The sequence below is a fragment of the Pseudomonas sp. DWP3-1-2 genome (assembly GCF_049896285.1).
Classification (GTDB): domain Bacteria; phylum Pseudomonadota; class Gammaproteobacteria; order Pseudomonadales; family Pseudomonadaceae; genus Aquipseudomonas.
Window position 1 is genome coordinate 1 of record NZ_JAFCTZ010000016.1, and the last position, 25,861, is coordinate 25,861.

The 25,861-nt window shown below is 59.5% G+C and carries 23 protein-coding genes and 2 pseudogenes; 13 read left to right on the forward strand and 12 right to left on the reverse strand.

The window, feature by feature from the left end:
- From ACP7B0_RS22510 to ACP7B0_RS22520, 3 genes and pseudogenes are all read left to right on the forward strand, one after another.
- Window positions 1–762, forward strand: a pseudogene (locus ACP7B0_RS22510) (hypothetical protein); the annotation flags it as partial.
- A gap of 1 nt (window position 763) precedes the next feature.
- Complete coding sequence (locus ACP7B0_RS22515) at window positions 764–1,894, forward strand: hypothetical protein (protein ID WP_426143915.1); 1,131 nt, start codon at window positions 764–766, stop codon at window positions 1,892–1,894.
- Window positions 1,895–1,934: 40 nt separating this feature from the next.
- Window positions 1,935–2,996 (forward strand): hypothetical protein, encoded by a 1,062-nt coding sequence (locus ACP7B0_RS22520; protein ID WP_426143917.1) that lies wholly within the window; start codon window positions 1,935–1,937, stop codon window positions 2,994–2,996.
- A gap of 25 nt (window positions 2,997–3,021) precedes the next feature.
- On the opposite strand, the gene ACP7B0_RS22525 is transcribed toward ACP7B0_RS22520, so the two are convergent.
- Window positions 3,022–3,348: a DUF1820 family protein gene (locus tag ACP7B0_RS22525; protein ID WP_065833723.1), complete on the reverse strand. Its 327-nt coding sequence runs from the start codon at window positions 3,346–3,348 to the stop codon at window positions 3,022–3,024.
- A gap of 132 nt (window positions 3,349–3,480) precedes the next feature.
- On the opposite strand from ACP7B0_RS22525, the gene miaB reads away from it, so the two are divergent.
- The 5 genes from miaB (at window position 3,481) to lnt (ending at window position 8,938) form a co-directional block, all read left to right on the forward strand.
- Window positions 3,481–4,809 carry a tRNA (N6-isopentenyl adenosine(37)-C2)-methylthiotransferase MiaB gene (miaB, locus tag ACP7B0_RS22530; protein ID WP_426143919.1) on the forward strand — a complete coding sequence of 443 codons (1,329 nt, stop codon included), beginning with the start codon at window positions 3,481–3,483 and terminating at the stop codon, window positions 4,807–4,809.
- A 217-nt stretch (window positions 4,810–5,026) separates the two neighbouring features.
- Complete coding sequence (locus ACP7B0_RS22535) at window positions 5,027–6,049, forward strand: PhoH family protein (RefSeq protein ID WP_426143920.1); 1,023 nt, start codon at window positions 5,027–5,029, stop codon at window positions 6,047–6,049.
- Entirely contained in the window at window positions 6,042–6,542 is a 501-nt protein-coding gene (ybeY, locus tag ACP7B0_RS22540) for an rRNA maturation RNase YbeY (RefSeq protein ID WP_426143921.1), read from the forward strand. Before ACP7B0_RS22535 ends, ybeY begins: the two co-directional genes overlap by 8 nt.
- A gap of 5 nt (window positions 6,543–6,547) precedes the next feature.
- Window positions 6,548–7,390, forward strand: coding sequence for an HlyC/CorC family transporter (locus ACP7B0_RS22545; RefSeq protein WP_426143923.1), 843 nt, complete (start codon window positions 6,548–6,550; stop codon window positions 7,388–7,390).
- 27 nt (window positions 7,391–7,417) lie between these two features.
- Window positions 7,418–8,938 carry an apolipoprotein N-acyltransferase gene (gene lnt / locus ACP7B0_RS22550; protein ID WP_426143924.1) on the forward strand — a complete coding sequence of 507 codons (1,521 nt, stop codon included), beginning with the start codon at window positions 7,418–7,420 and terminating at the stop codon, window positions 8,936–8,938.
- A 197-nt stretch (window positions 8,939–9,135) separates the two neighbouring features.
- On the opposite strand, the pseudogene ACP7B0_RS22555 reads toward lnt, so the two are convergent.
- The 3 genes and pseudogenes from ACP7B0_RS22555 to ACP7B0_RS22565 all read right to left on the reverse strand — a co-directional run.
- Window positions 9,136–9,276 (reverse strand): annotated as a pseudogene (locus ACP7B0_RS22555) (xanthine phosphoribosyltransferase); the annotation flags it as partial.
- Window positions 9,277–9,391: 115 nt separating this feature from the next.
- Complete coding sequence (locus ACP7B0_RS22560) at window positions 9,392–10,153, reverse strand: YdcF family protein (RefSeq protein WP_426143925.1); 762 nt, start codon at window positions 10,151–10,153, stop codon at window positions 9,392–9,394.
- A gap of 87 nt (window positions 10,154–10,240) precedes the next feature.
- Window positions 10,241–10,612 (reverse strand): hypothetical protein, encoded by a 372-nt coding sequence (locus ACP7B0_RS22565; RefSeq protein ID WP_426143926.1) that lies wholly within the window; start codon window positions 10,610–10,612, stop codon window positions 10,241–10,243.
- 314 nt (window positions 10,613–10,926) lie between these two features.
- Between ACP7B0_RS22565 and leuS the strand changes: the two genes are divergently transcribed.
- The 5 genes from leuS (at window position 10,927) to ACP7B0_RS22590 (ending at window position 17,144) form a co-directional block, all read left to right on the forward strand.
- A complete protein-coding gene (gene leuS, locus ACP7B0_RS22570) occupies window positions 10,927–13,533 on the forward strand; it encodes a leucine--tRNA ligase (RefSeq protein WP_426143927.1) in 2,607 nt (868 codons plus the stop codon).
- Between the two features lie 89 nt (window positions 13,534–13,622).
- The gene (lptE, locus tag ACP7B0_RS22575; protein WP_426143929.1) at window positions 13,623–14,228 is read left to right on the forward strand and encodes an LPS assembly lipoprotein LptE; all 606 of its coding nucleotides are present in this window, start codon (window positions 13,623–13,625) and stop codon (window positions 14,226–14,228) included.
- A gap of 189 nt (window positions 14,229–14,417) precedes the next feature.
- Complete coding sequence (gene holA, locus ACP7B0_RS22580) at window positions 14,418–15,455, forward strand: DNA polymerase III subunit delta (protein WP_426143931.1); 1,038 nt, start codon at window positions 14,418–14,420, stop codon at window positions 15,453–15,455.
- Between the two features lie 120 nt (window positions 15,456–15,575).
- A complete protein-coding gene (gene arfA, locus ACP7B0_RS22585; RefSeq protein ID WP_020289592.1) occupies window positions 15,576–15,731 on the forward strand; it encodes an alternative ribosome rescue factor ArfA in 156 nt (51 codons plus the stop codon).
- Between the two features lie 84 nt (window positions 15,732–15,815).
- Entirely contained in the window at window positions 15,816–17,144 is a 1,329-nt protein-coding gene (locus ACP7B0_RS22590) for a lytic murein transglycosylase (RefSeq protein ID WP_426143933.1), read from the forward strand.
- A gap of 186 nt (window positions 17,145–17,330) precedes the next feature.
- Here ACP7B0_RS22590 and lipA read toward each other — a convergent pair whose 3' ends face one another.
- The 8 genes from lipA to mrdA all read right to left on the reverse strand — a co-directional run bounded on the left by lipA (window position 17,331) and on the right by mrdA (window position 25,858).
- Complete coding sequence (gene lipA / locus ACP7B0_RS22595) at window positions 17,331–18,362, reverse strand: lipoyl synthase (RefSeq protein ID WP_426143934.1); 1,032 nt, start codon at window positions 18,360–18,362, stop codon at window positions 17,331–17,333.
- Window position 18,363: 1 nt separating this feature from the next.
- A complete protein-coding gene (lipB, locus tag ACP7B0_RS22600) occupies window positions 18,364–19,011 on the reverse strand; it encodes a lipoyl(octanoyl) transferase LipB (protein WP_426143936.1) in 648 nt (215 codons plus the stop codon).
- Window positions 19,011–19,286, reverse strand: coding sequence for a DUF493 domain-containing protein (locus ACP7B0_RS22605; RefSeq protein ID WP_426143937.1), 276 nt, complete (start codon window positions 19,284–19,286; stop codon window positions 19,011–19,013). Before ACP7B0_RS22605 ends, lipB begins: the two co-directional genes overlap by 1 nt.
- A gap of 93 nt (window positions 19,287–19,379) precedes the next feature.
- Window positions 19,380–20,540, reverse strand: a complete 1,161-nt coding sequence (locus tag ACP7B0_RS22610; RefSeq protein ID WP_426143939.1) for a D-alanyl-D-alanine carboxypeptidase family protein — start codon at window positions 20,538–20,540, stop codon at window positions 19,380–19,382.
- Window positions 20,541–20,777: 237 nt separating this feature from the next.
- Window positions 20,778–21,797: a septal ring lytic transglycosylase RlpA family protein gene (locus tag ACP7B0_RS22615; protein ID WP_426143941.1), complete on the reverse strand. Its 1,020-nt coding sequence runs from the start codon at window positions 21,795–21,797 to the stop codon at window positions 20,778–20,780.
- Window positions 21,797–22,804 (reverse strand): lytic murein transglycosylase B, encoded by a 1,008-nt coding sequence (gene mltB, locus ACP7B0_RS22620; RefSeq protein ID WP_426143942.1) that lies wholly within the window; start codon window positions 22,802–22,804, stop codon window positions 21,797–21,799. The genes ACP7B0_RS22615 and mltB overlap by 1 nt, the downstream gene beginning before the upstream one ends.
- Before the next feature lie 17 nt (window positions 22,805–22,821).
- A complete protein-coding gene (gene rodA / locus ACP7B0_RS22625) occupies window positions 22,822–23,925 on the reverse strand; it encodes a rod shape-determining protein RodA (protein ID WP_426143972.1) in 1,104 nt (367 codons plus the stop codon).
- Window positions 23,926–23,956: 31 nt separating this feature from the next.
- Window positions 23,957–25,858, reverse strand: coding sequence for a penicillin-binding protein 2 (gene mrdA, locus ACP7B0_RS22630; protein WP_426143943.1), 1,902 nt, complete (start codon window positions 25,856–25,858; stop codon window positions 23,957–23,959).
- Window positions 25,859–25,861 lie beyond the last annotated feature (3 nt).

Consider the following 25,861-nt stretch of genomic DNA (forward strand, 5'->3'; position numbering starts at 1 on the left):
GCTGCGGCCAGCAACTCGCCCGCCCGAACGGCCGCCTGGGCCGCCGCCGGGGCACGCCTGTCCACGGTATTTTTCCGTTTTAATCTCGCCGGAATTCTGTTTACCGCGCTGGAGCTGTCAGGCAGTTGGTTCTATAACCGTCATAACCTGAGCTCCCATGACCGCTGGCTCCTCAGCACGCCATGGAGCCTGGACCCGGATCAGCGCAAGTCGCTGCCTTTGAGCGAGTATCAGAAAGCGCTTCGTGGGTGTGTACAGGCACCCCATGTGGAAATCCTGCCGGCCTCGGATGACTCCGGCGCTGCGCAGCCCCGTCGTTTCCTGCTGCACTTTCCAACCCTGTCAGTTAGCGACCTGGCACAGCAGTTAGCGAGCAGTGCCAGCAGCGTCTTGCTCAATATCGGCGCGTATCAGGTGATACGCGAAATCCCCGGTCGTGTAGGCATGCCAGCCCAATGGCGCCCACTGGATGAGGCGCTGCAAGGCTGCATTCTGATCAAGCGGCAAAGCCCGCTGACCCTGGAATTGATTGATATCCGCAGCGTTATCAACTCGGCCTATCCCGGAAACACCAACATCGTACTGTCCATCCAGTTGGGCCATGCCTACCGGGATGGCCGCTATGAAGGCAATCTCTATGACCTGCGCTTCCCCGTCACGGGTGAAAGTGGCCATTTCCCCGGACGACAGATCACGCGTCAAGGAGAGGAATGCGCCTACTTCAGGATTGATCCAGCATTGATCAAGCAGGTGGATGACTGAGATGGCGACTGACAAGCCCGACACACCACCCCCGATTCATCGCGCCCCCTATGCAGGAATGGTCGAACAATTTCCGACCGGGCAAACGGTGTATCTGGCCCCGCTACCGTTACCTACCGACCTGCCCCCTCAGGACTATGGTCATGCCGTTGGTGAGGTGAATGACACCTACCTGGATTTTGGCGTGGGTTTGCCAGCAGTGTTTGGTTGGCAAATGACATTGGGGCTGCCCTTTTGGGTGATCTGGTTTCTGGGGGGATTTGCCCCAGTGCTCGTTTGGTTGCTTTCCATTTCAAACGGCCACGATTTTACGCAAGCAATGAAGTTTGCTCTGGATTTCATGTTTTATGGCTTAGAGTTCGGTGCTTGGGGTTCTCTCGTACCTCTCACCATCTTTCTCTCCATCACCTTCCATCACCTCGCCAAATACAAAAAAGTCGTCCCCACCCGCTTCAACCGCCAGCGCCGGGAAGTCTGTTTTGTTCCTCGCGGCCATACCGAGCCCATTTTCGTGCCATGGGAATCGCTGTCTGCCTGGGTGGTGCAGGCGCGGTCGGTGACTCAGTACGGGATGGATATTCAATACGCCATGGGCGTCGGGTTTTATCATCCGCCTCATGATGAGCATTACAGCCTGGAGTTCTTCTGCAGCGGTTTTGATTTGGCGGTGTGCAACTGGGAGGCGATCCGGGCGTACATGGAATACGAGGTGCACAGCCTCAAGGACATCCAGGACCCGCTGGACCTGCAAAACCCGGGCGACCCGCCCCATGAAGGCCTGCACACGTTCTACAACGCGCGGGAGCGTATGCGTCGGCGGCGCAGGGATCGTGAAGTCGGTTTCTTTTACCCGTTCTGGTGGTACCTGTACCACGTGCTGACCCTGTGGACACTGCCCAACCACCTCACCGAATGGGAAATCCGCCGCATCAAAAGCATCGGCCGCGCCGTCGTACCCGAGGCCATGCAACGCTGGTCAGCACCCTTGCCACCGGAACAATGGGCCAAGCCCAGCGCAGAACTGCAACGCCTGAGCGAAACCGTCAAAACCCTGCGTGAGCACAAGCCTGATCAGGGTATTGCGGAGCGCTTTGCAGAGGCGCAGCGTGTCGCTCAGAGAAAAGCGTCATGAGCGCCCCCCCCCCCCGATTCATCACACGCCCCATGCGGGGATGGTTGAGCACTTTCCGACCGGGCAGGTGGTGTATCTAGCCCCATTGCCACTGCCCACCGATTTGCCCGCTCAGGACTATGGTCATGCCGTGGGCGAGGTGAATGACACTTACCTGGATTTTGGTGTGGGTATGCCTGCTGTCTTTGGTTGGCAGATGACATTGGGATTACCTTTCTGGGCGATTTGGTTTTTTGGCTTATTTATTCCCGCACTAGACTGGCTGTTTTCAATCGTAGAGGGTAGAGGATTGAAAGAGGCTACAAAGATTGCGACTGTTCTAGTACCCGAAGGCTTAGAAATCGGCTGCTGGCTCGCCGCCTTCGCCCTAAGTATCTTCCTCTCCATCACCTTCCACCACCTCGCCAAATACAAAAAAGTCGTCCCCACCCGCTTCAACCGTCAGCGCCGGGAGGTCTGTTTTGTTCCTCGTGGCCATACCGAGCCTATTTTCGTGCCGTGGGAATCGCTGTCGGCCTGGGTGGTGCAGGCGCGGTCGGTGACGCAGTACGGCATGGATATTCAATACGCCATGGGCGTCGGGTTTTATCATCCGCCTCATGACGAGCATTACAGCCTGGAATTTTTCTGCAGCGGTTTTGATCTGGCGGTGTGCAACTGGGAGGCGATCCGGGCGTACATGGAATACGAGGTGCACAGCCTCAAGGAAATCCAGGACCCGCTGGACCTGCAAAACCCCGGCGACCCGCCCCATGAAGGTCTCCACACGTTCTACAACGCCCGGGAGCGTATGCGTCGGCGGCGCAGGGATCGGGAAGTCGGTTTCTTTTATCCGTTCTGGTGGTACCTGTACCACGTGCTGACCCTGTGGACGCTGCCCAACCACCTCACCGAATGGGAAATCCGCCGCATCAAAAGCATCGGCCGCGCCGTCCTACCCGAGGCCATGCAACGCTGGTCAGCCCCCTTGCCACCGGAACAATGGGCCAAACCCAGCGCAGCACTGCAACGCCTGAGCGAGGCTGTTAACACCTTGAGACAGCAGAGGCCGGAGTTAGCTATTTCGACGCGATTTACCGAGGTGCAAATGACAAAAAAGTGAAGCTTCAAGCCGGTGAGCGGCTAGATCACTTATCCGGCATGGGCATCGGAAACGGCATCACGTTGCTGGTGCCGCGGGCTTCGCTGATCTTTGGCGTGCCGACCCGCTCGACTTCGTCGATGCGCACGATGGAGTGCATTGGCACGAAGCTGCGCACCACACCTTCGAATTGCGCCTTGAGTTTTTCTTCGCTCGGGTCCACCACGACGGTCGTGCGCTCGCCAAAGACGAACTCCTCAACCTCCAGAAAACCCCACAGATCACTTTGGTAGATCTGCTTGGCGTACATTTCGAACACCTGTCCCTGGTTGAGGAAAATCACCTTGTAGATTGGAGCTTCGCGTTTGGTCATAGAGGGCGGGTAAGAATCGAGGCAATAAAAGAGGGCGCGCACTATAGCATGCCCGTTCGGTAGACGATGCTAGGAACCCGGGACCTGCGCCACTATAATGCGCGGTTCTTTGAACCACCTGATGACGTAAGCATGACCAAGAAGCTTTATATCGAAACCCACGGTTGCCAGATGAACGAGTACGACAGCTCGCGCATGGTCGATCTGCTGGGCGAACATCAAGCCCTGGAAGTCACCGCTCGTGCGGAAGATGCCGACGTCATACTGCTCAACACCTGCTCGATTCGCGAACGCGCCCAGGACCGGGTGTATTCCCAGTTGGGCCGCTGGCGTGAGCTGAAGCTGGCCAACCCGGAGATGGTCATCGCCGTCGGCGGGTGCGTGGCCAGTCAGGAAGGCGCGGCCATTCGAGATCGCGCACCCTACGTCGACGTGGTTTTCGGCCCGCAAACCCTGCACCGTCTGCCGGAAATGATCGACGCTGCACGCGTGACGCGTTTGCCGCAGGTCGATGTTTCGTTCCCGGAAATCGAAAAATTCGATCATTTGCCCGAGCCACGCGTCGATGGCCCGAGCGCGTATGTGTCGGTCATGGAAGGCTGCAGCAAGTACTGCACGTTTTGCGTGGTGCCTTATACGCGGGGCGAAGAAGTCAGTCGGCCGTTCGACGACGTGGTGGCGGAAGTGTTCCACCTGGCCGAAAACGGCGTGCGTGAAGTCACCCTGCTGGGTCAGAACGTCAACGGTTACCGTGGCGTGACTCATGAAGGCCGCACCGCTGACCTGGCCGATCTGATCCGGGTCGTGGCCACCATCGACGGCATTGATCGCATCCGCTACACCACCTCGCACCCGCTGGAGTTTTCCGACAGCCTGATCCAGGCTCACGCCGAAGTGCCGGAACTGGTCAAGCACCTTCATTTGCCTGTGCAATCCGGCTCGGACCGGATTCTCGCGGCCATGAAGCGCAACCACACGACCCTGGAATACAAATCCAGACTGCGCAAGCTCAGGGCAGCCGTACCGGGCATCAGCATCAGTTCCGACTTTATCGTCGGCTTCCCGGGCGAAACCGAAAAAGATTTCGACAACACCATGAAGCTGATCGAAGACGTCGGCTTCGATTTCTCGTTCTCGTTCGTCTACAGCCCGCGCCCCGGCACCCCAGCCGCCGACCTGAAGGACGACACGCCGGAAGCACTGAAAAAGGAGCGTCTGGCCGCTTTACAGCATCGCCTGAACCAGCAGGGTTTCGAGATCAGCCGACAGATGGTGGGCAGCACCCAGCGCATCCTGGTCACCGACTACTCGAAGAAAGACCCCGGTGAACTTCAGGGCCGAACCGAGAACAACCGCATCGTCAACTTCCGCTGCGACAATCCGAAACTGATCGGCCAGTTCGCGGACGTGCACATCGATGACGCGCAGCCGCACTCGTTGCGGGGCTCTTTGTTGAACTGAGGCCTGCAGAATAAACCTCAGCCCTGTTGAAGCAGGGCTTGCCCGCGAAGGCGGGTTCCAGGTGATTGATAGGTCGAGTGCGATACCGATTCGCGGGCAAGCCTCGCTCCAACGACCGCGCCATCACCCACCTTTAGTAAGTCAGAGCTTTCGCAGTTGAAGCGCTGGGGTTATCCTTCGTTTCACCTTAATTGCCCCAGGGCGGCTAAAAACGACCTTGAACGCACCAGTCGAACCACATCGCTTTACCCTCGAACCTTTCGAGGCTCATCGCTTCGCAAATCTGTGCGGGCAGCTCGACGAGCATTTGCGCTTGATCGAACAACGCCTGGACATCGAAATCCGCAATCGCGGAAACCAGTTCGAGTTGATTGGCGAGCCTAAACACACCACTTCGGCCGAGAACCTGTTGCGCCGCCTGTACCGGGAAACCAAGGGTACGGAGCTGTCGCCAGACATGGTTCACCTGTTCCTTCAGGAATCGGGCGTCGAAACCCTGGACAACCATCCTGCCGCCGATCCTGGCGTGGCGCTGCGTACCAAAAAAGGCATGATTCGCCCACGCGGCCTGAATCAGCAACGTTACGTCAAAGAAATCCTCGGCAACGACATCAATTTCGGCATCGGCCCGGCGGGCACGGGCAAGACCTATCTTGCCGTGGCATGCGCGGTGGACGCTTTGGAGCGGGAACAGATCCGACGCATCCTGTTGGTGCGCCCGGCGGTTGAGGCGGGTGAAAAACTCGGCTTCCTGCCCGGCGATCTGGCACAGAAGATCGACCCTTACCTGCGTCCCCTGTATGACGCGCTCTATGAAATGCTCGGTTTCGAATACGTCGCCAAGCTGATCGAGAAACAGGTCATCGAAGTCGCACCGCTGGCTTACATGCGTGGCCGGACACTGAACAACAGCTTCATCATTCTCGACGAAAGCCAGAACACCACCGTCGAACAGATGAAGATGTTCCTGACGCGAATCGGTTTTGGCTCAACCGCCGTGATCACCGGTGACATCACCCAGGTCGATCTGCCCAAGGGCACCAAGTCGGGCCTGACCCATGTCATCGATGTTCTCAAGGACGTGCCAGGCATCAGCTTTACGCACTTCAAGCCCAAGGACGTCGTGCGCCATCCGCTGGTCCAGCGCATCGTCGAAGCCTACGAGCGCTTCGAAGACCGCTTCACTGACGAGCCACCGGCCAAGGCCAATGCCTCACGGGAATACCGCCGCGATGCTTGAGCTGGACCTGCAACACGCAAGTGAAGCAAGCGCCCCGAGTGAAGCCCAGTTCCGCCTTTGGTGCGAGATGGGCCTGCGCCAGCGCAGTGCCGATTCGGAACTGACCATTCGGCTGGTGGATGAAACCGAGGGCCGCGAACTTAATCACACGTGGCGACACAAGGATTATGCAACCAACGTGCTGTCCTTTCCGGCAGATGTCCCCGACGAGATGCTGGATATCCCGCTGCTCGGCGATCTGGTCATCTGCGTGCCTGTTGTAGCCCGCGAAGCGCGGGAACAAGGCAAGGAACCGGACGCACACTGGGCGCACCTGGTCATTCACGGCTGCCTTCATCTGTTGGGTTACGACCATATCGACGATGAAGAAGCCGAAGAAATGGAAGCACTGGAACGAACGTTGCTTGAGGAGTTGGGCTACCCCGACCCTTATGCCGACGACGAAAGCGCCGACCATCAACATTCAGAACCACTAAGCAAGGACCACGAGTAAGGGCTATGAGCGAAGACCGATCGAGCAACGGGCAAAAGTCATGGCTGGGTAAACTGACCCAGGCTTTTGCCCATGAGCCGAAAAACCGCCAGGAGCTGCTGGAGCTGTTGCGCGAAGCCCACCAGAACAAACTGCTGGACAGCGAAGCGCTGGCCATCGTTGAAGGCGCCATTCAGGTGGCTGACCTGCAAGTACGCGACATCATGGTGCCGCGCTCGCAGATGATCAGCATCAAGGCTTCCCAGACGCCCCGCGAGTTCCTGCCTGCCGTCATCGATGCTGCCCACTCGCGCTATCCGGTGATCGGCGAAAGCCACGACGACGTGCTCGGCGTGTTGCTGGCCAAGGATCTGCTGCCCCTGATTCTCAAGGAAAACGGCGGCGACGGCGACATCAGCAAGCTGTTGCGCCCGGCGACGTTCGTTCCGGAGTCCAAGCGCCTGAACGTGCTGCTGCGGGAATTCCGCGCCAACCACAACCACATGGCCATCGTGATTGACGAATACGGCGGCGTGGCGGGTCTGGTCACCATTGAAGACGTGCTGGAACAGATCGTCGGCGATATCGAGGACGAGCATGACGTCGAGGAAGACAGCTACATCAAACCGCTGCCCAGCGGCGACTTCCTGGTCAAGGCCCTGACGCCCATCGAAAGCTTCAACGAGTTTTTCGACAGCGAGTTTTCCGATGACGAGTTCGACACCGTCGGCGGTCTGGTGATGAGTGCGTTCGGGCATCTGCCCAAGCGTAATGAAATCACCGTAATCGGCGAGTATCGTTTTCGGATTCTGAATGCTGACAGCCGTCGAATTCACTTGCTGCGCCTGAGCCCGCTCTCGCGCTCGTAAAAGCCCTACCCGTTTTAAGGAAGTTCAATGCGTTGGATCACCCGCCCCGGCTGGCCCGGTAACCTGCTGGCCGTGGTGGCCGGCGGGCTCACCACGCTGGCCCTGGCGCCTTTTGACATCTGGCCGTTGGCGCTGGTGGCACTGGCGATGTTCTATCTGGGCTTGCGTGACCTGAGTCCCCGTCAGGCACTGGGCCGAGGCTGGTGTTTCGGCTTTGGCCTGTTCGGCGCAGGCACCAGCTGGATCTACGTCAGCATTCATAATTTCGGCGGCGCGTCGGTGCTGCTTGCCGGTTTCCTGATGCTGCTGTTCATCGCCTGCATCGCCTGGTTCTTCGCCCTGCCCGCGTGGTTATGGGCGCGCTGGATTCGACGCAATGAAGCCCCTTTGGCGGACGCGCTGGCCTTCGCCGCATTGTGGCTTGGGCAGGAAGCCTTTCGCGGCTGGTTCCTGACCGGCTTCCCGTGGATGTACTCCGGTTATAGCCAGCTGGACGGCCCCTTGGCGGGTCTGGCACCGGTGGGCGGCATGTGGCTGGTGTCCTTCACCCTCGCGCTGACGGCGGCCCTGTTGTGTAACCTTTACCGGCTGCGGGCGCGTAAATCGTTTCTGGCCGCCGGTGTGGCGCTGCTGATTGGGCCATGGATTGCCGGTCTGGCGCTGAAACATCACGCCTGGACCTCGCCTTCCGGCCCGCCCCTGAAAGTCGCCGCCCTGCAAGGCAACATCGAACAGAGCATGAAATGGGACCCGGAGCAGTTGAACGCGCAACTGGCGCTGTACCGCGACATGACGTTCCGCTCGCAACAGGCTGACCTGATCGTCTGGCCGGAAACCGCGATCCCGGTGCTCAAGGAATCGGCAGAAGGCTATCTGGCGATGATGGGCAAATTCGCGGCGGATCGGGGCGCTGCGTTGATTACCGGCGTGCCGATCCGGGAAATCGGTCGCCACGGTGAAAAACGCTATTACAACGGCATCACGGTCACTGGCGAAGGCGACGGGACCTATCTCAAGCAAAAGCTCGTGCCGTTTGGCGAATACGTTCCACTGCAGGACATTCTGCGGGGTTTGATTGCGTTCTTTGACCTGCCGATGTCGGACTTCGCCCGCGGCCCGAGTGATCAGCCAATGCTGCAGGCCAAGGGTTATCAGATAGCGCCCTTCATCTGCTACGAAGTGGTGTACCCCGAATTCGCTGCGGGTCTGTCCGCCCAGAGCGACTTGCTGCTGACCGTGAGCAATGACACCTGGTTCGGCACGTCCATCGGCCCGCTGCAACACCTGCAAATGGCTCAGATGCGCGCCCTTGAAGCCGGTCGCTGGATGATCCGCGCGACCAATAACGGCGTCACTGGCCTTATCAATCCATTCGGCCAGATCACTGTGAAAATCCCGCAGTTCGAGCGTGGCGTGTTGTACGGCGAAGTGGTGCCCATGCAAAACCTCACCCCGTACCTGCGCTGGCGCTCATGGCCGCTGACGATCCTGTGCATCGCGCTGATTGGCTGGGCACTGGTGGCGAGCCGGATTTCCAAGACGGTATAACGCGGGTCCGTAGGCGCTCACGAGCAACGCAAGGCAGCGATAGCGTTATAACGGGAGCGCATCGACTGACACGCCGCTTTTTCTGTAGGAGCGAGCTTGCTCGCGATGGCGGCGGGTCAGTCAATATTGGGTGTGTCTGAATATTGAATCGCGAGCAAGCTCGCTCCTACAGAGCAACGCGAAGCAGCGATTGGGCATCACTCCACAAAGGTTACAGTTCCACCTGCCAAGGACTTCACCCGCGCCAGCGATTCGACGCGATAGCCCTGGGCGTCCAGTTCGGCCACGGTGGCACCGGCTTGCTTGATCATGGAAAGCAGCGCCTGGAAAGCCTTACCCCACAATCGGATGTGTAGGCGCTCAGGAGCAACGCGAGGCAGCGATAGCGGTTTGCCTGACACACCGCTTCGCGGGGTGTCGTAACCTCCGTGCGCGCCTACGGAAATCGCATTTTCAGCGGTACAACAACCGATACGTCCACAAGCCCGCCGCTTCATTCAACAATTGTCCGTTCTGCCACACCGCCCTGCTTTCCGGCAGCCAGCCGCCAAACAGCAACGCATTGTCCCGCCCGAGAAACCCCACGGGCGCGCTGACCACGGTGAAACCGGCCTTTTCGAAACTCCATCGTGATCGGGGCATGTGCCACGCCTGCGTCACCAGGATCACGCGCTTGATCCCCAGGGGCTGCAGCACGGGGGCGGTCATCGTGGCGTTCTCCCAGGTGGTGCGGCTCAACCCTTCCTGCCAGCGGACCTTCACGCCAAAATCCCGTTCCAGCGATTGCGCCATGATTGCCGCCTCGCTGGGCGGTTCGCCGTAGTACAGCCCGCCGCTGATCAGCACCGGCAAGCCCGAAGCCTTGGCAAGCTGCGCCGCGTAACGCATCCGCTCCAGGGCCACGCCGGTGGGGATATCCGCGCCCCAGGTCGGGTCGTTGCGCTCACGTCCGGAACCCAGAATCACAATGGCATCCGCCTGCTGGGCCAGGTTCGCCCATTGGTCACGGGGGAGCGGCGCGTCCTGCTCGATCCCGCGGGCGGCCCACTCCACAACAACCGGCAAACTCATCAGCCAAAGGCCACCGACGCCAACCACAAAACAGACAGCCGCCAGGCGCGGTCGGGTTCGACGCAGCCACCAGGCAAGCACCAGTAACAGCAAGAGAACCCCGGGAGGCAGCAGCAGGGCTTTAAGCAGGTAGCGAACAGGCATCGAGCATCTCCAGAGATGCTCGAAGCCTAAGAGGATTGACGTTAAGCGACAATGCCTAAAGAAGCAGGCGCATGGCCCGCGCAGGGTTTAGCGTTTAATAAAATTGCGTGAACTGTAACGACTCAACTTTGCCGATGCCTTGGCGCGTTTTTGATCTTTCAGCCAGATGACCTTGGCTGAACGTTGCGGCGTCGATACCGGCCCAGCGGGCTCCCGTGAAACCATGAAGCTGCCCTTCAACTCGCCGGTCAGAACAGCAGCGGGTGCTGCCACGTCTTTTTCCAGATACGCCTCGATAATCTCGAACTCCGCACGACTAAGGCCCCGCAACTCAAGCTCCTGAGGGAGTTCGTCTCGCAGACGGACCGATGTTTTGGCTATTTCCAGGGCAAGCCCCAATCGATTTATCAAACGTTCATACAGCTCAGGGGTTGTATCTATGTGCTGCAACTCTGTCATCCGTTCACCTCATCGAAGATAAAACATACCCTCGACATTCAGCTTAGCGCCGCTCTCAAAACCGGGCGATTGCAGCGACCAACGGCGGCGGCGAGACGCTGACCGGGCGTTTTCAAGTCATCTGCCAAGCAATCAGCGTTTCCCTCGGTAGTCAGCGCTCATGTATGCTACGGCGCTTCCTGTAATTCCACTTCCGCTCTCTTGAGCTAGAACGCACCGCGCAGGCAGTCCCTTGTTGTCCGGCAGCGGTGCCGACCTGACTCGACGAAGCCACGAAGAGGTCAAGGGTCACCAATCTTTAGTAAAAAGTAGCCATGCACGAACTCTATCAGCCCCGCGAAATCGAAGCCGCCGCCCAAACCTTTTGGGACGAGCAAAAGTCTTTTGAAGTCAGTGAACAGCCAGGCAAGGAGACATACTACTGCCTGTCGATGTTTCCTTACCCTAGCGGCAAGCTGCACATGGGTCACGTGCGCAACTACACCATCGGTGACGTGATCGCCCGCTATCAGCGCATGCGAGGCAAAAACGTCCTGCAGCCCATGGGCTGGGACGCATTCGGCATGCCGGCAGAAAACGCCGCGATGAAGAACAACGTCGCGCCTGCCAAGTGGACCTACGAAAACATCGCCTACATGAAGACCCAGCTCAAGAGCCTGGGCCTGGCGATCGACTGGTCCCGTGAAGTCACCACCTGCAAGCCCGATTACTATCGCTGGGAACAGTGGCTGTTCACTCGCCTGTTCGAAAAGGGCGTGATCTACCGCAAGAACGGCACCGTAAACTGGGACCCGGTCGACCAGACCGTCCTGGCCAACGAGCAAGTCATCGACGGGCGCGGCTGGCGTTCGGGTGCGATCATCGAAAAACGCGAAATCCCGATGTACTACTTCAAGATCACCGCCTATGCGGATGAACTGCTTGAAGGGCTCGACGAGTTGCCAGGCTGGCCTGAGCAAGTCAAAACCATGCAGCGCAACTGGATTGGCAAATCCCGCGGCATGGAAGTGCAGTTCCCCTACGACCAAGCCTCCATTGGCGAAGCGGGCGCGCTGAAAGTATTCACCACCCGTCCAGACACCCTGATGGGCGCGACCTACGTTGCCGTGGCTGCCGAGCACCCATTGGCGACCCTGGCCGCCCAGGACAATCCCGAGCTGCAAGCCTTCATTCATGAATGCAAGAGCGGCAGCGTCGCGGAAGCCGACGTCGCGACCCAAGAGAAAAAGGGCCTGCCAACGTCGCTGTTCGTCGAGCACCCGCTGACCGGCGAAAAACTGCCGGTCTGGGTCGCCAACTATGTACTGATGCACTACGGCGATGGCGCGGTCATGGCGGTTCCTGCCCATGACGAACGTGATTTCGAATTCGCGACCCAGTACTACCTGCCGATCAAGCCTGTGGTGCGTACCAGCGCGGGCGACGAAACGCCTGCGCCTTGGCAGCCTGCCTACGGCGAACATGGACAACTGATCAATTCCGGCGAGTTCGATGGTCTGGACTTCGCTGGCGCATTCGACGCCATCGAAGTGGCCTTGATCAAGAAAAACCTTGGCCAGTCCCGGACTCAGTTCCGCCTGCGCGACTGGGGCATCAGCCGTCAACGTTATTGGGGCTGCCCGATCCCTATCGTGCACTGCGACACCTGCGGTGACGTTCCTGTCCCGGAAGACCAGTTGCCGGTGGTGCTGCCGGAAGACGTCGTACCCGATGGCGCCGGTTCGCCACTGGCGCGCATGCCCGAGTTCTACGAGTGCAGCTGCCCTAAATGCGGCGCACCGGCCAAGCGTGAAACCGACACCATGGACACCTTCGTGGAGTCCTCCTGGTACTTCGCGCGCTACGCTTCGCCTCATTACGAAGACGGCATGGTCGACCCGGCCGCAGCCAACCACTGGCTGCCGGTGGACCAGTACATCGGTGGCATCGAACACGCCATTCTGCACTTGCTCTATGCGCGCTTCTTCCACAAGTTGATGCGCGATGAAGGCCTGCTCACCTCCAACGAGCCGTTCAAGAACCTGCTGACCCAGGGCATGGTCATCGCCGAAACCTACTACCGTCTTGAAGCCAACGGCAGCAAGACCTGGTTCAACCCGGCTGACGTGGAACTCGAACGCGACAGCAAGGCCAAGATCGTCGGCGCCAGGCTGATCAGTGACGGTTTGCCGGTTGAAATCGGCGGCACCGAGAAGATGGCCAAGTCCAAGAACAACGGCGTCGATCCTCAGTCGATGATCGATCAGTACGGCGCTGACACGTGCCGCCTGTTCATGATGTTCGCTTCGCCGCCAGACATGAGCCTGGAGTGGTCCGATTCGGGCGTCGAAGGTTCGCACCGCTTCCTGCGTCGCGTCTGGCGTCTGGCGCAAGCCCATGTTGCACAGGGCCTGCCCGCGGCACTGGATATCGCCGCACTGGACGACGATCAGAAAGTCATCCGCCGCGCCATTCACCATGCCATCAAGCAAGCGAGCCAGGACGTCGGCCAGCATCACAAATTCAACACGGCCATTGCGCAGGTGATGACCTTGATGAACGTCCTGGAAAAAGCCCCACAGGCTTCGCCACAGGATCGCGCCCTGCTTCAGGAAGGCCTGGAAACCGTTGCCCTGTTGCTGGCACCGATTACTCCGCATATCAGCCACGAGCTGTGGAACCAGTTGGGCCATGACACGCCCATCATTGATGCGGGCTGGCCGGTACTGGACGAGACAGCGCTGGTACAGGACAACCTGCAACTGGTCATCCAGGTCAACGGCAAGCTGCGCGGGCACATCGAAATGCCAGCCAGCGCGACCCGTGAAGAAGTCGAAGCTGCGGCCCGGAACAATGAAAACGTGCTGCGCTTCACCGATGGCCTGACCATCCGCAAAGTGATCGTCGTGCCCGGCAAGCTGGTCAACATCGTCGCAAGCTAACGGGATCAAGCGCCCGGTATTGATCGGGCGCTGAACATATTTCCAGGGGACGCTACGTCGGCCCATACGGATTCAAGGGGAGCATCAAGATGATCAAACGCAATTTGCTGGTTATGGGCCTCGCCGTACTGTTGAGCGCCTGTGGTTTCCAGCTGCGTGGCACCGGCAGCAACGAGATCGCGATCAAGGAACTGGACCTGAGCGCGCGCAACGCTTACGGCGAAACCGTGAGCCAGTTGCGCCGCGTTCTTGAAGGCGGTGGTGTGAAGGTCTACACCGGCGCGCCTTACAAGCTGATCCTCACCGACGAGCAGGAATCCCAGCGCACCGCGAGCTACTCCGGCTCCGCGCGTTCGGCTGAATACTCTCTGACCACCGTGCTGAACTACGAAATTCACGGTGAAAAAGATCGTTTGCTGACCAGTGGCAAGGTTCAGACCGACAAAACCTACGTGCATGACGGCAACAACCTGGTCGGTTCGGACCAGGAAGCGGCACAAATCCGTCTCGAAATGCGTAACGAGCAAGTGCAGAAGATGGTCGCTGCGCTGAGCCGCCTGTCACCGGCACGCCTGGACGAACTGCAACAGAAAGCAGACGCCGTCGCCAAGGCCGAAGCCGACGCCCTGGAAGCCGCACAGAAAGTCCGTGACGAAACGCCGCAACAGTCGCCTGTCGAAATCCCGTCTCGCTAATTGATCGGGGCCAGTTTGCTGGCCCCGACATGTTGAGTCTGTATGAAAAGTCGGCGAGCGAAGGTCAGGCAAGGCAAAAACAGGCGAGGAATGGCTGGGGTCGCGTACGACTTCAGGCTTCAAATGAGCATTCCGAGCCTGTTTTTAACGCAGCATCACCGGGCGTAGCCACTTTTCGTACAGAGCCATATGAAACTCAATCCAGCCCAACTCTCCAAACACCTTCAAGGTGCGCTAGCGCCTGTCTATATCGTTAGCGGCGATGATCCCTTGCTGTGTCAGGAAGCGGCCGATGCCATTCGTGCAGCGGCGCGCCAGCAAGGCTTCGACGAGCGTCAGGTGTTCAGCGCCGATGCCAGCTTCGACTGGGGCACGCTGTTACAGGCGGGTGCCAGCATGTCGCTGTTTGCCGAGCGTCGCTTGCTGGAGCTGCGCCTGCCTTCCGGCAAGCCCGGCGACAAAGGCGCTGCGGCGCTGATGGAATATTGCGCACGCCCCGCTGAAGACACCTTGCTGCTGATCAGCCTGCCCAAGCTCGATGGCAGCGCGCAGAAAACCAAATGGGGCAAAGCCCTGGTCGATGGGCCGCAGACGCAATTCGTACAGATCTGGCCCATTGATATCGGCCAGTTGCCGCAGTGGATTCGTCAGCGCCTGTCTCAAGCCGGGCTTGCAGCGACCCAGGACGCCGTGGAACTGATTGCAGCCCGGGTTGAAGGCAACCTGCTGGCAGCGGCTCAGGAAATCGAAAAGCTCAAGCTAATGGCCGAAGAAGGCCAGATCACCGTCGAAACCGTACAGGCGGCGGTCGCCGACAGTGCCCGCTTCGATGTGTTTGGCCTGACCGATGCCGTCCTCAACGGCGAAGCCGCTCACGTCGTGCGCATGCTCGAAGGCCTGCGTGGCGAAGGTGTGGAACCTCCCGTGATCCTCTGGGCCTTGTCCCGGGAGTTACGCGTGCTGGCCAACCTGGCTTTGCAGTTCAGCCAGGGCGTGCCACTGGACAAAGCCTTCAGTTCGGCTCGCCCGCCCATCTGGGACAAGCGCAAACCCCTGATGAGCAAAGCCTTGCAACGCCATTCCGCCAAACGCTGGAGCGAACTGCTGATGGACGCCCAACGCATTGACGCCCAAATCAAAGGCCAGGCTGCCGGTTCGCCGTGGAACAGCCTGACGCGGCTGGGGTTGTTGATGGCGGGGCAAAGGTTGACGTTGCCAGCGGAGTAATCGGAAGCCTCGCTCCAACGGATGAGTACCCTTCCCCCATAGCACACATCTATTAGACACCCGCCCCGCTCTGCCGGATGATTGCCCTCGTTTGCAGAACCACCCAAGAGCGCATCCGCCATGAAAAAACCGAAGCGGGCCAACAAGGCCAAATCCATCGTCGCCCAGCCCTTGTTCCGCAGCCGTCAGGAACAGCCCGGCAAAGGCAAAGGCAGCTACCGCCGCGAAGCCTTCCAGTCTAAAAGCTGGGAGGCTTCTTACCTTCTGGCGGCTTGAAACACCACGACTTCTCCCTGATGCACCCGAGACCAGACTGGCGTGTTAAGGTCTGCACCTATCGGTAATACCTTGGACCCAAGCATGCCTTCTTGTTTTTCCCGACGTTGGCAGTTACGCCAACTGATCGCCGCCTCCAGTGTCATCCTGTTAGTTGCCTGCGCGGAAAAACCCACCGCCGCCGACGCAACGCCTCTTACAAACGCCAACACCGTGCCTGTGGCACCCGTGGCGCCCGTCACTCCGGTACTTGCCGTCGATGCGAACCTCGACATTCAGCCAACCATGAGTTTCAGTGACTGGCAGGCGGGTTTCCGAGCCAAGGCCCTCCAGGCGGGCATCAGGCCCGACGTTTTCGACACCGCTTTCGCAGGCGTGACGCCCGACATGAGTGTGGTCCGTGCCGACCGCAGCCAGCCCGAATTCACGCGTCCGGTGTGGGAATACCTCGACGGTGCGATTTCGGCAGCACGGGTTCGCAAGGGCCAGGCATTGCTCAATCAATATGCCGATGTGCTGCAAACCATCGAGCAACGTTATGGCGTAGACCGCCAGGTATTGGTCGCGGTCTGGGGCATGGAGAGTAACTTCGGCCAGTTCCAGGGCTCGCAATCCGTGATTCGCTCATTGGCAACCCTGGCCTATGAAGGCCGTCGTCGGGGCTTTGCCCAGGATCAATTGCTGGCCGCCCTGCAGATTATCCAGCAAGGCGACATCACCCCAGACCGGATGCTCGGCTCGTGGGGAGGCGCCATGGGCCAGACGCAATTCATTCCGACCACGTACAACACCCATGCGGTGGACTTCGATGGCGATGGCCGCCGGGACATCTGGAACTCCCCGACGGACGCCCTGGCCTCCACTGCGCATTACCTGCAAAGCTCCGGCTGGCAGCGCGGGCAGACGTGGGGATACGAAGTGAAGCTGCGCACAGGTTTCGACTATGCCCTGGCCGATGCTTCGACCCGCAAGAGCCTGGGCCAATGGCAGCAATTGGGCGTGAGCCTGGCCAACGGCTCGCCGCTGCCTGCCGGCACTGAACAGCAACAGGCTGCGCTGCTATTGCCCGCAGGCCATCGTGGCCCGGCGTTTCTGGTGATCGATAACTTCCGGGCGATCCTCAAGTACAACAACTCGTCGTCCTACGCCCTGGCCATCGGCCTGCTTTCGGAGCGTTTCATGGGCGGGGGTTACGTTTTGGGTGAATGGCCACGCGATGACCTGCCTCTGAGTCGATCAGAGCGCGTCGAACTGCAAAGCCTGCTCTCGGCCAGGCAATACGACGCAGGCACGCCAGACGGGATTATCGGCGCCAACACGCGCAAGGCGATTCGCAGCGCACAGCAATCTTTCGGATGGCCCGCTGATGGCTATCCAACCCATGAGTTGCTGGAGGCATTGCGCAGACCCTGAAGCAGATAACCGTGGGACCGGCTTCAGCCGGGAAGCGACCTGAGCATCAGCGCCTGTGTTTCTTCAGGAACACAGCTTTCCCGGCTAAAGCCGGTCCCACGGGATAATCAGACGACAAAAAAACGGGCCGGATAGTGATATCCGGCCCGTTTTGTATTCAGCTCAGGCGCTCAAGCCGCCCGGCATTTACACCATGGCTTTGACAGCGATTTTGGCCTGTTCGTCGGCGTGGTACGAAGAGCGCACCAACGGACCCGATGCGACGTTCTTGAAACCCATCTTGTAGCCTTCTTCGGCGAACCAGGCGAACACGTCTGGATGCACGAAGCGCGAGACCGGCAAGTGGCTGCGCGACGGTTGCAGGTACTGCCCCAACGTCAGCATGTCGATATCGTGTTCGCGCATGCGCTTCATGACTTCGATGACTTCTTCGTCGGTCTCGCCCAGGCCCAGCATCAAGCCGGACTTGGTCGGCACGTGCGGCACCAGCTGTTTGAAGCGTTGCAGCAGGGTCAATGACCACTGGTAATCAGAGCCTGGACGCGCAGCCTTGTACAGGCGCGGCACCGTTTCCAGATTGTGGTTGAACACATCCGGCGGCTCGGCAGCGGTGATTTCCAGCGCAATGTCCATGCGGCCGCGATAGTCCGGAACCAGCGTTTCCAGTTGCACGTTCGGTGACAGCTTGCGGATTTCACGGATGCAATCCGCAAAGTGCTGAGCACCGCCGTCGCGCAGGTCGTCACGGTCCACGGAGGTGATGACCACGTACTTGAGGCGCAGGTCGGCGATGGCCACAGCCAGGTTCACCGGCTCGTTGACGTCCAGGGCCTTCGGACGGCCATGACCCACATCGCAGAACGGGCAGCGACGGGTGCAGATGTCACCCATGATCATGAAGGTCGCGGTGCCGCCGGAGAAACATTCACCCAGGTTCGGGCAGGAAGCTTCCTCGCAGACACTGTGCAGCTTGTGCTTGCGCAGCAGTTGCTTGACGCGATCAACCTCCGGGGAAACCGGGATCCGCACGCGAATCCAGTCCGGTTTCTTCGGCAGGTCGACCGTTGGAATGATCTTTACCGGGATCCGCGCCACTTTTTCAGCGCCGCGCAGCTTCACGCCGGCTTCGACTTTCGGGCGGGCAACGCGCTCGGAAACATCAAGCGTCGGGATCAGGTCTTGCTCGGGGCTCTCAGCAATGTCGGTCGCAGTAGTCATATCAATCGATTCCGCCCGTGAGGGTCGTCTGCTCAGCATAGTCGAGGTGTTTGACGAGCTGCGCGCGCAGCCGGGCACTAACCTCGGCAAATTCAATCGGTCCTGCATGATCACGCAGCTGGGTCATTGCCAGCCCCGCATATCCGCAGGGATTAATCCGTCGAAACGGTTCCAGATCCATGTCGACGTTCAACGCCAGACCATGGAATGAACAACCGTTGCGAATCCGCAGTCCCAGCGAGGCGATTTTCGCGCCATCTACGTAAACACCCGGTGCGTCGGGTTTAGCGGCGGCGGTCACGCCGTAACTGGCCAGCACGGCAATGAGGCTGCGCTCGATCCGGGTGACCAGATCACGCACGCCGAAGCCAAGGCGCCTGACGTCCAGCATCAGGTAAGCAACCAGTTGGCCGGGGCCATGATAGGTTACTTGGCCGCCACGATCGACCTGTATGACCGGAATATTACCCGGTAACAGCAGATGCTCGGCCTTGCCCGCCTGCCCTTGCGTGAAGACCGGCGGGTGCTGGACCAGCCAGACTTCGTCCTGCACGTCTTTATCGCGCTGGTCGGTGAAGCGCTGCATGGCGTGCCAGGCGCGCTCGTAGTCAACCTGCCCGGGATCACGAAACCCCAGGGTGCCGGCCATCAGAGCACCATGTGCACGAAACCCGTAGCGCGCAGGGCGCTATTGATATCGCGCAGTTGGTCTTCGCCCGTGGCAATGATATGCAGCTGAACGGTGGTGTACTTGCCGTTGCTGCTTTGGCGCTCGGCAAGGGTCTTGATATCGAGGGTGGCGTACTTGGCCAGGATCTCGATCACCAGATCAGTGAAACCCACAGTGGTGTCGCCGATCACTTTGATCGGGTAGTCATCGCAGGGGAATTCGATTTTGTGCGACTTGACGTCGGTATCAGTCATGGCAGTAAAGGTCTCACAAGCCGTGACGACGGACACGCGCCCGCTCAGGGTATGAGCGGGCGCGAGAAGGTCGGCATTGATTTACTAAGAATGTCAGTTGAACAAGCCGTAGAAGAACAAGCGGATGCTATCCCACACGCGGCGGAAAATGCCACCTTCGTCTACAGGTTCCAGTGCGATCAAGTCGGCGGTGTGCACCACTTTGTCGCCCAGTTTCACTTCAACCTTGCCGATCACGTCGCCCTTGGCGATGGGCGCAACCAATTGCGGGTTCATGGTCATGCTGGCGGTGAGTTTCTTCATCTCGCCTTTAGGCATGGTCATACTCAGGTCTTGCGCAAGGCCAGCCTTGACCTGGTTATCCGAGCCTTTCCAGACCGGAGCCTGGGCCAGCTCAGTGCCTTTCTGGTAGAAGTTCTGGGTTTCGAAGAAACGGAAGCCGTAGGTCAGCAGCTTCTGGGTCTCAGCGGCACGGGCCTGCTCACTGCTCGTACCGAAGACCACGGCAATCAAGCGCATGCCGTCACGCACGGCAGAGGAGACCATGCAATAGCCAGCCTCGTCTGTGTGGCCGGTTTTCAGACCGTCAACGGTCTTGTCGCGCCATAGCAGCAAGTTGCGGTTAGGCTGCTTGATGCCGTTCCAGAAGAACTCTTTCTGCGAGTAGATCGCATAGTGCGCCGGATCTTCATGGATGATGGCCCGGGCCAGGATCGCCATGTCGTGCGCCGAAGAATAGTGCTCCGGGTTTGGCAAGCCAGTGGGGTTCATGAAGTGGCTGTTGGTCATGCCCAGATCAGCCGCAGTCTTGTTCATCATGTCGGCGAATGCGTCTTCGCTACCGGCGATGTGCTCGGAGAGCGCAACGCTGGCGTCGTTACCCGACTGAATGATAATGCCGTGCAGCAGGTCACTGACCGTGACTTGAGTACCGACCTTGATGAACATCCGCGAGCCGCCGGTACGCCAGGCATTTTCGCTGACGGTCACAGGATCGTTCTCGCCAATCTGACCGCGACGGATTTCCAGGGTAGCGATGTACGCTGTCATCAGTTTGGTCAGGCTCGCCGGGGCCAGGCGCTGGTCGCCATTGTTCTCGACCAGCACGTTGCCGCTGGTGGCATCCATCAGCACGTAGGCCTTGGCAGCCAGTTGCGGCGCGGCGGGCGTCATCTGTTCCACCGCCCAGGCGGCAGGGGTGATGATCAGCGGTACAAGCAGGCACAATCGTTTTGCAAAGGTGGTGATGTTCATCCGTCTCTCGAAATTGCTAATGGGCAAACATGCCCTCGCGGGCAAAGCTGATCAGGCGGTGAAAGCGAAAACACTTTTCACGACCTGCTAAGCCAGGCTCTTATCCTGGCAAACAAGGTCGTCTGTTCGACAGACAAACTTGCATACAGTTGCCGGAGACGCATGCTCTGATGGCAAATACGCATCACCGGGCAACCACCAATCGGTCAGCCCCGGATGACTCCGGGACCACACCGATCATTGATCCGATGTCACGACGCTAGGCTGTCCAAGGTTGGCCGACCTGACGCTGTTCTGTAACTGCTGGGCTTCACCCGGCGTGCTGATCGGTCCCATGCGCACCCGATACAGCGTTTGCTGATTGCGTGCGATCGAACTGACGAAAACCGGTGCGCGCACCATCCCGCTCAGCTTCGATCTCAGGAGTTCCGCAGCGTCGGGATTGGCGAAGGCTCCCACCTGGAGAAACAGCCCAGACGGCTGTCCGGAAGCGTTTTTTTTTGTGTCGACCTGCAAAGGCACCGCTGGTGCCGCGTGCTGTTGAGGTGGCGGCGTGTATTGCTCAATGGTGCCGGAAGACACCGTCAACGCGGGAGGCGTTGCCTGGGCGATAACCTGCGGTTTATTCGGCAACAGCGGTGTCGGGCGGCCGTTCTGAGCCAGCCACTCTTGCGGGTCGATGCCTTCGACCTTGACCCGAGCGGTGCCGGTTTCGGCATAACCCAGTTTTTTGGCGGCCGCATAGGACAAGTCGATGATCCGGTCGGAATAGAACGGCCCGCGATCATTGACCCGCAGGATAACCGTGCGGTTGTTGTCCAGGTTGGTCACCCGCACATAGCTTGGCAGCGGCAGGGTCTTGTGGGCGGCACTCATCCCGTACAGGTCATAGACTTCACCGTTGGCGGTGTTCTGCCCATGGAACTTGGTGCCGTACCAGGACGCCGTGCCCGTGGCGACATAACGCCGGGAGTCGCTAAGCGGAAAGTAGGTCTTGCCCAGCACCGTATACGGGTTGGCTTTATAAGGCCCGTTGTGCAACGTCGGGGTGGCATCCGGGATGCGCGAAACATCAACATCCCACCAGGGCGCGCCGTCTTTATGCGCCCGGTTGATATCCAGCCCCGGTGTAGAGCGCACCACTGCGCCGCCTTTTTGGGGGGCGCGGCTGTTTGTAGAAGAACAACTCACCACCAGCAACGCAATTGCAACGCAGGACAGCAATTTCAGTGGTGTGCGAATCGGCATTGGCCGCATTACTTGACGCCCCGAGCTTGAACCAACAATTCAGACAGCTGATGCACGGTCATGGCGTACATCACGCTGCGGTTATAACGCGTGATCGCATAAAAATTCTTCAGACCCATCCAGTATTCCGGCCCGTTTTCACCCTCAAGGCGGAAGGCAGTGACTGGCAGATCATCGCGCAGCGCATCATGACTCGCCCAACCCAACGCTCGCAACTCCCCAACGTTCTTTACCGGATCAATGCCCGGACTCAGCCCTTCATCGACACGATCACCGCGCACGCTGGCGAGGCTGACCACGGGCTCACCTGCAACCCAACCATGGCGCTTGAAATAACTGGCCACACTGCCGATGGCGTCGTCCGGGTCGGTCCAGATATTGATGTGGCCATCGCCGTCGAAGTCCACGGCATAAGCCCTGAAACTGCTCGGCATGAACTGCGGCAAGCCCATTGCGCCGGCATAGGAGCCCTTGAGCGTGAGCGGGTCGACCTGTTGTTCACGGGCCAGCAGCAAAAATTCACGCAGTTCCTTGCGGAAGAAGTCGGCACGCGGCGGGTAATCGAAGCCCAGGGTGGACAACGCATCGATGACCCGATAATTGCCGGTATTGCGCCCAAAAAACGTCTCAACGCCAATAATCGCCACGATAACCTGCGCCGGAACGCCGTATTCCTGTTCTGCACGGGCCAGGGCCGCCTCGTGCTGACGCCAGAAGTCCACACCTCGCGCGATGCGCGCGTCAGTGATGAACATCGGACGGTATTCCTTCCACTGCTTGACGCGTTCAGCCGGTCGGGCGATCGCATCAAGAATGGCCTGCTTTCGATTGACCTCGCGGAACACTTCAATCAACTGTTCACCCGCAAAGCCGTAATCGCGGGTCATCTGCCCGACGAACTCAGCCACCTGCGGCGAGCCATCGTAGTCACCGGCCATTGCTTCCTGAACAGAACCAAGGATGCCAACCAGGCCGACCAACGGAGCATATCGAGCCCAATTACGCACTACTTGCATTGAATTCTTCACCTTAATCAAACCTGCGCAATCCACTTACGATGTGTGTGGATCGACATCAAAACGCCAAACGCTGACAGTAACGTCACCAGCGAAGTTCCACCGTAACTAATGAAGGGCAGCGGCACCCCCACAACGGGCAACAGGCCACTGACCATACCGATGTTGACGAAAACGTAAACAAAAAATGTCATTGTCAGGCTGCCCGCGAGCAATTTTCCGAACAATGTCTGCGCTTGAGCGGTGATGACCAGGCCACGCCCGATCAACAGCAGATAGATCAGCAGCAGCGCGCAGATCCCCACCAGGCCGAATTCCTCACCCAATACCGCGATGATGAAGTCCGTGTGGCTTTCCGGCAGGAAGTCCAGGTGGGACTGAGTGCCCAGCAACCAGCCCTTGCCGAAGACACCGCCCGAACCAATGGCGGCCTTGGACTGAATGATGTTCCAGCCCGTACCCAGCGGATCGCTCTCAGGATCGAGAAACGTCAGGATTCGCTGCTTCTGGTAGTCGTGCATGATGAAGAACCACATCGCTACCGCGACGGGCACAGCGGCCGCGAGCACGCTGATGATCCAGCGCCAGCGCAGCCCGGCCATGAACAACACGAAGGTCCCGGAGGCCAGAATCAGCAGCGAGGTGCCCAGGTCCGGCTGACGCACGATCAGGACGAACGGTATGCCAATCAACCCAAGGCTGGCGGCCACGTGTTTGAGATGGGGTGGCAGCGTGCGCTTGGACAGGTACCAGGCGATGGTCGCCGGCATGATGATCTTGAGAAACTCAGAAGGCTGAAAGCGGATCACGCCGGGAATGTTGATCCAGCGGGTCGCGCCCATGGCGTTATGGCCCATCACATCCACCACCACCAGCAGCAACACCCCCGCCACATACAGCACAGGCACCCATCGCGCCATGAAGCGCGGCTCCAGTTGCGCAATGACCACCATGGCCACCAGCCCGATACCGAACGAAGTGGCCTGCTTGATCAGCAGATCCCAGTTTTTCCCGCTGGCCGAATACAAGACGAACAGGCTGCCGGCCGCCAGTGTCAGCAACAGGATCAGCAGCGGCCCATCGATATGAATGCGCTGCAGGATCGTGGCGCGGCGGCGCATCACGTCTTCGCTGGACAGGATGCGGTCGAAATTACTCTTCACGGGCACTGGCCGCAGTCTCCACGGGTGATATAGAAGCGTACTCGGGCTTGAGTGTGCCATCAGGGTTGAGCAGCCAGGCATCCATGACCTGACGCACCACGGGCGCAGCAACGCCGGACCCGGACTCGCCGTTCTCCACCATCACGGCCACGACGATTTTCGGATTGTCGGCAGGCGCGAAGCCAACGAACAAAGCGTGGTCACGATGGCGTTCCTGAACCTTGGAACGGTCGTACTTTTCGCCCTGCTTGATGGCCACGACCTGAGCCGTACCGCTTTTCCCGGCAATCCGGTACTGAGCGCCGATCGCCGCCTTGCGCGCCGTCCCCCGGGCACCGTGCATCACTTGCTGCATGCCGTGGTTGACCTTGTCCCAGTCGGAGGGATCGCGCAGCACAATGTCCGGCATCGGATTCTCATCCACAGGCGGCTGCCCTTCGATGGTCTTGGCCAGATGCGGTCGATGCCATTTGCCTTTGCTGGCCACCAGCGCTGTGGCCTGGGCAAGCTGCAACGGCGTGGCCTGCATGTAGCCCTGGCCGATCCCCAGAATCAAGGTCTCGCCGGGGAACCAGGCCTGACGACGGGTCGCACGCTTCCAGTCCCGGGACGGCATCAGGCCCGGCGATTCTTCGAACATGTCCAGCGAGACTTTCTGGCCGATGCCGAATTTGTTCATGTAACTGGAGAGTCGGTCGATGCCGATCTTGTGCGCCAGATCGTAAAAATAGGTGTCGTTGGAGCGCATGATTGCGGTGTCCAGATCGACCCAGCCGTCGCCGGTGCGGTTCCAGTTACGGTACTTGTGATCGTAATTGGGCAACTGATAAAAACCGGGGTCGAACACCCGACTCGACGCCGTAATCACACCGGCATCCAGCCCCGCGATGGCAACCGCAGGCTTGATAGTGGAACCCGGTGGATACAAACCGCGCAGGATACGGTTGAACAGCGGTCGGTCAATGGAATCACGCAGCTCGGCGTATGCCTTGAAACTGATACCGGTGACGAACAGATTGGGGTCGAAGCTCGGTGCGCTCACCATCGCAAGCACTTCGCCCGTCGCCGGGTCGAGTGCCACGATAGCGCCACGGCGACCGCCCAACGCAGCTTCGGCGGCTTCCTGCAGTTTGATGTCCAGGCTGAGCACGATGTCCTTGCCCGGCACCGGATCGGTTCGCTTGAGCACGCGCAACACACGGCCACGGGCGTTGGTCTCGACTTCTTCGTAGCCGACCTGGCCATGCAGCTCGGACTCGTAGAAGCGTTCGATCCCGGTTTTACCGATGTGATGAGTACCGCTATAGGCCACCGGATCGAGACTTTTCAGCTCTTTCTCGTTGATTCGCCCCATGTAACCCACCGAGTGCGCGAAATGCGGCCCCTGGGGATAATGCCGAACCAACTGCGCCACCACTTCAACACCCGGCAGGCGGAACTGATTGACGGCCACCCGGGCGATTTGCTCTTCGGTCAGCTCGAACAGGATCGGCACCGGCTCAAACGGCCGCCGCCCCTGTTTCATGCGTTTTTCGAAGATAGCGCGATCGTCTGGCGTCAGCTCAAGCACTTCGATGATGGTGTCTAGCACCTGCGACCACTCACCGGCACGCTCGCGGGTCATGCTCAGGCTGAAACTGGGCCGGTTATCAGCCACCACTACGCCATTGCGGTCGAAGATCAACCCTCGACTCGGCGGGATCGGCTGGACATGAACCCGGTTGTTTTCCGAGAGGGTCGAGTGATACTCGTACTGGATGACCTGCAGGAAATACAACCGCGCCACCAGCACACAAACCAGCACGACGACAGCCACAGCCCCGACCACGACCCTGCCGCGCACCAGACGTGCGTCTTTCTCATGGTCTTTTAGGCGGATCGGCTGAGACATTCG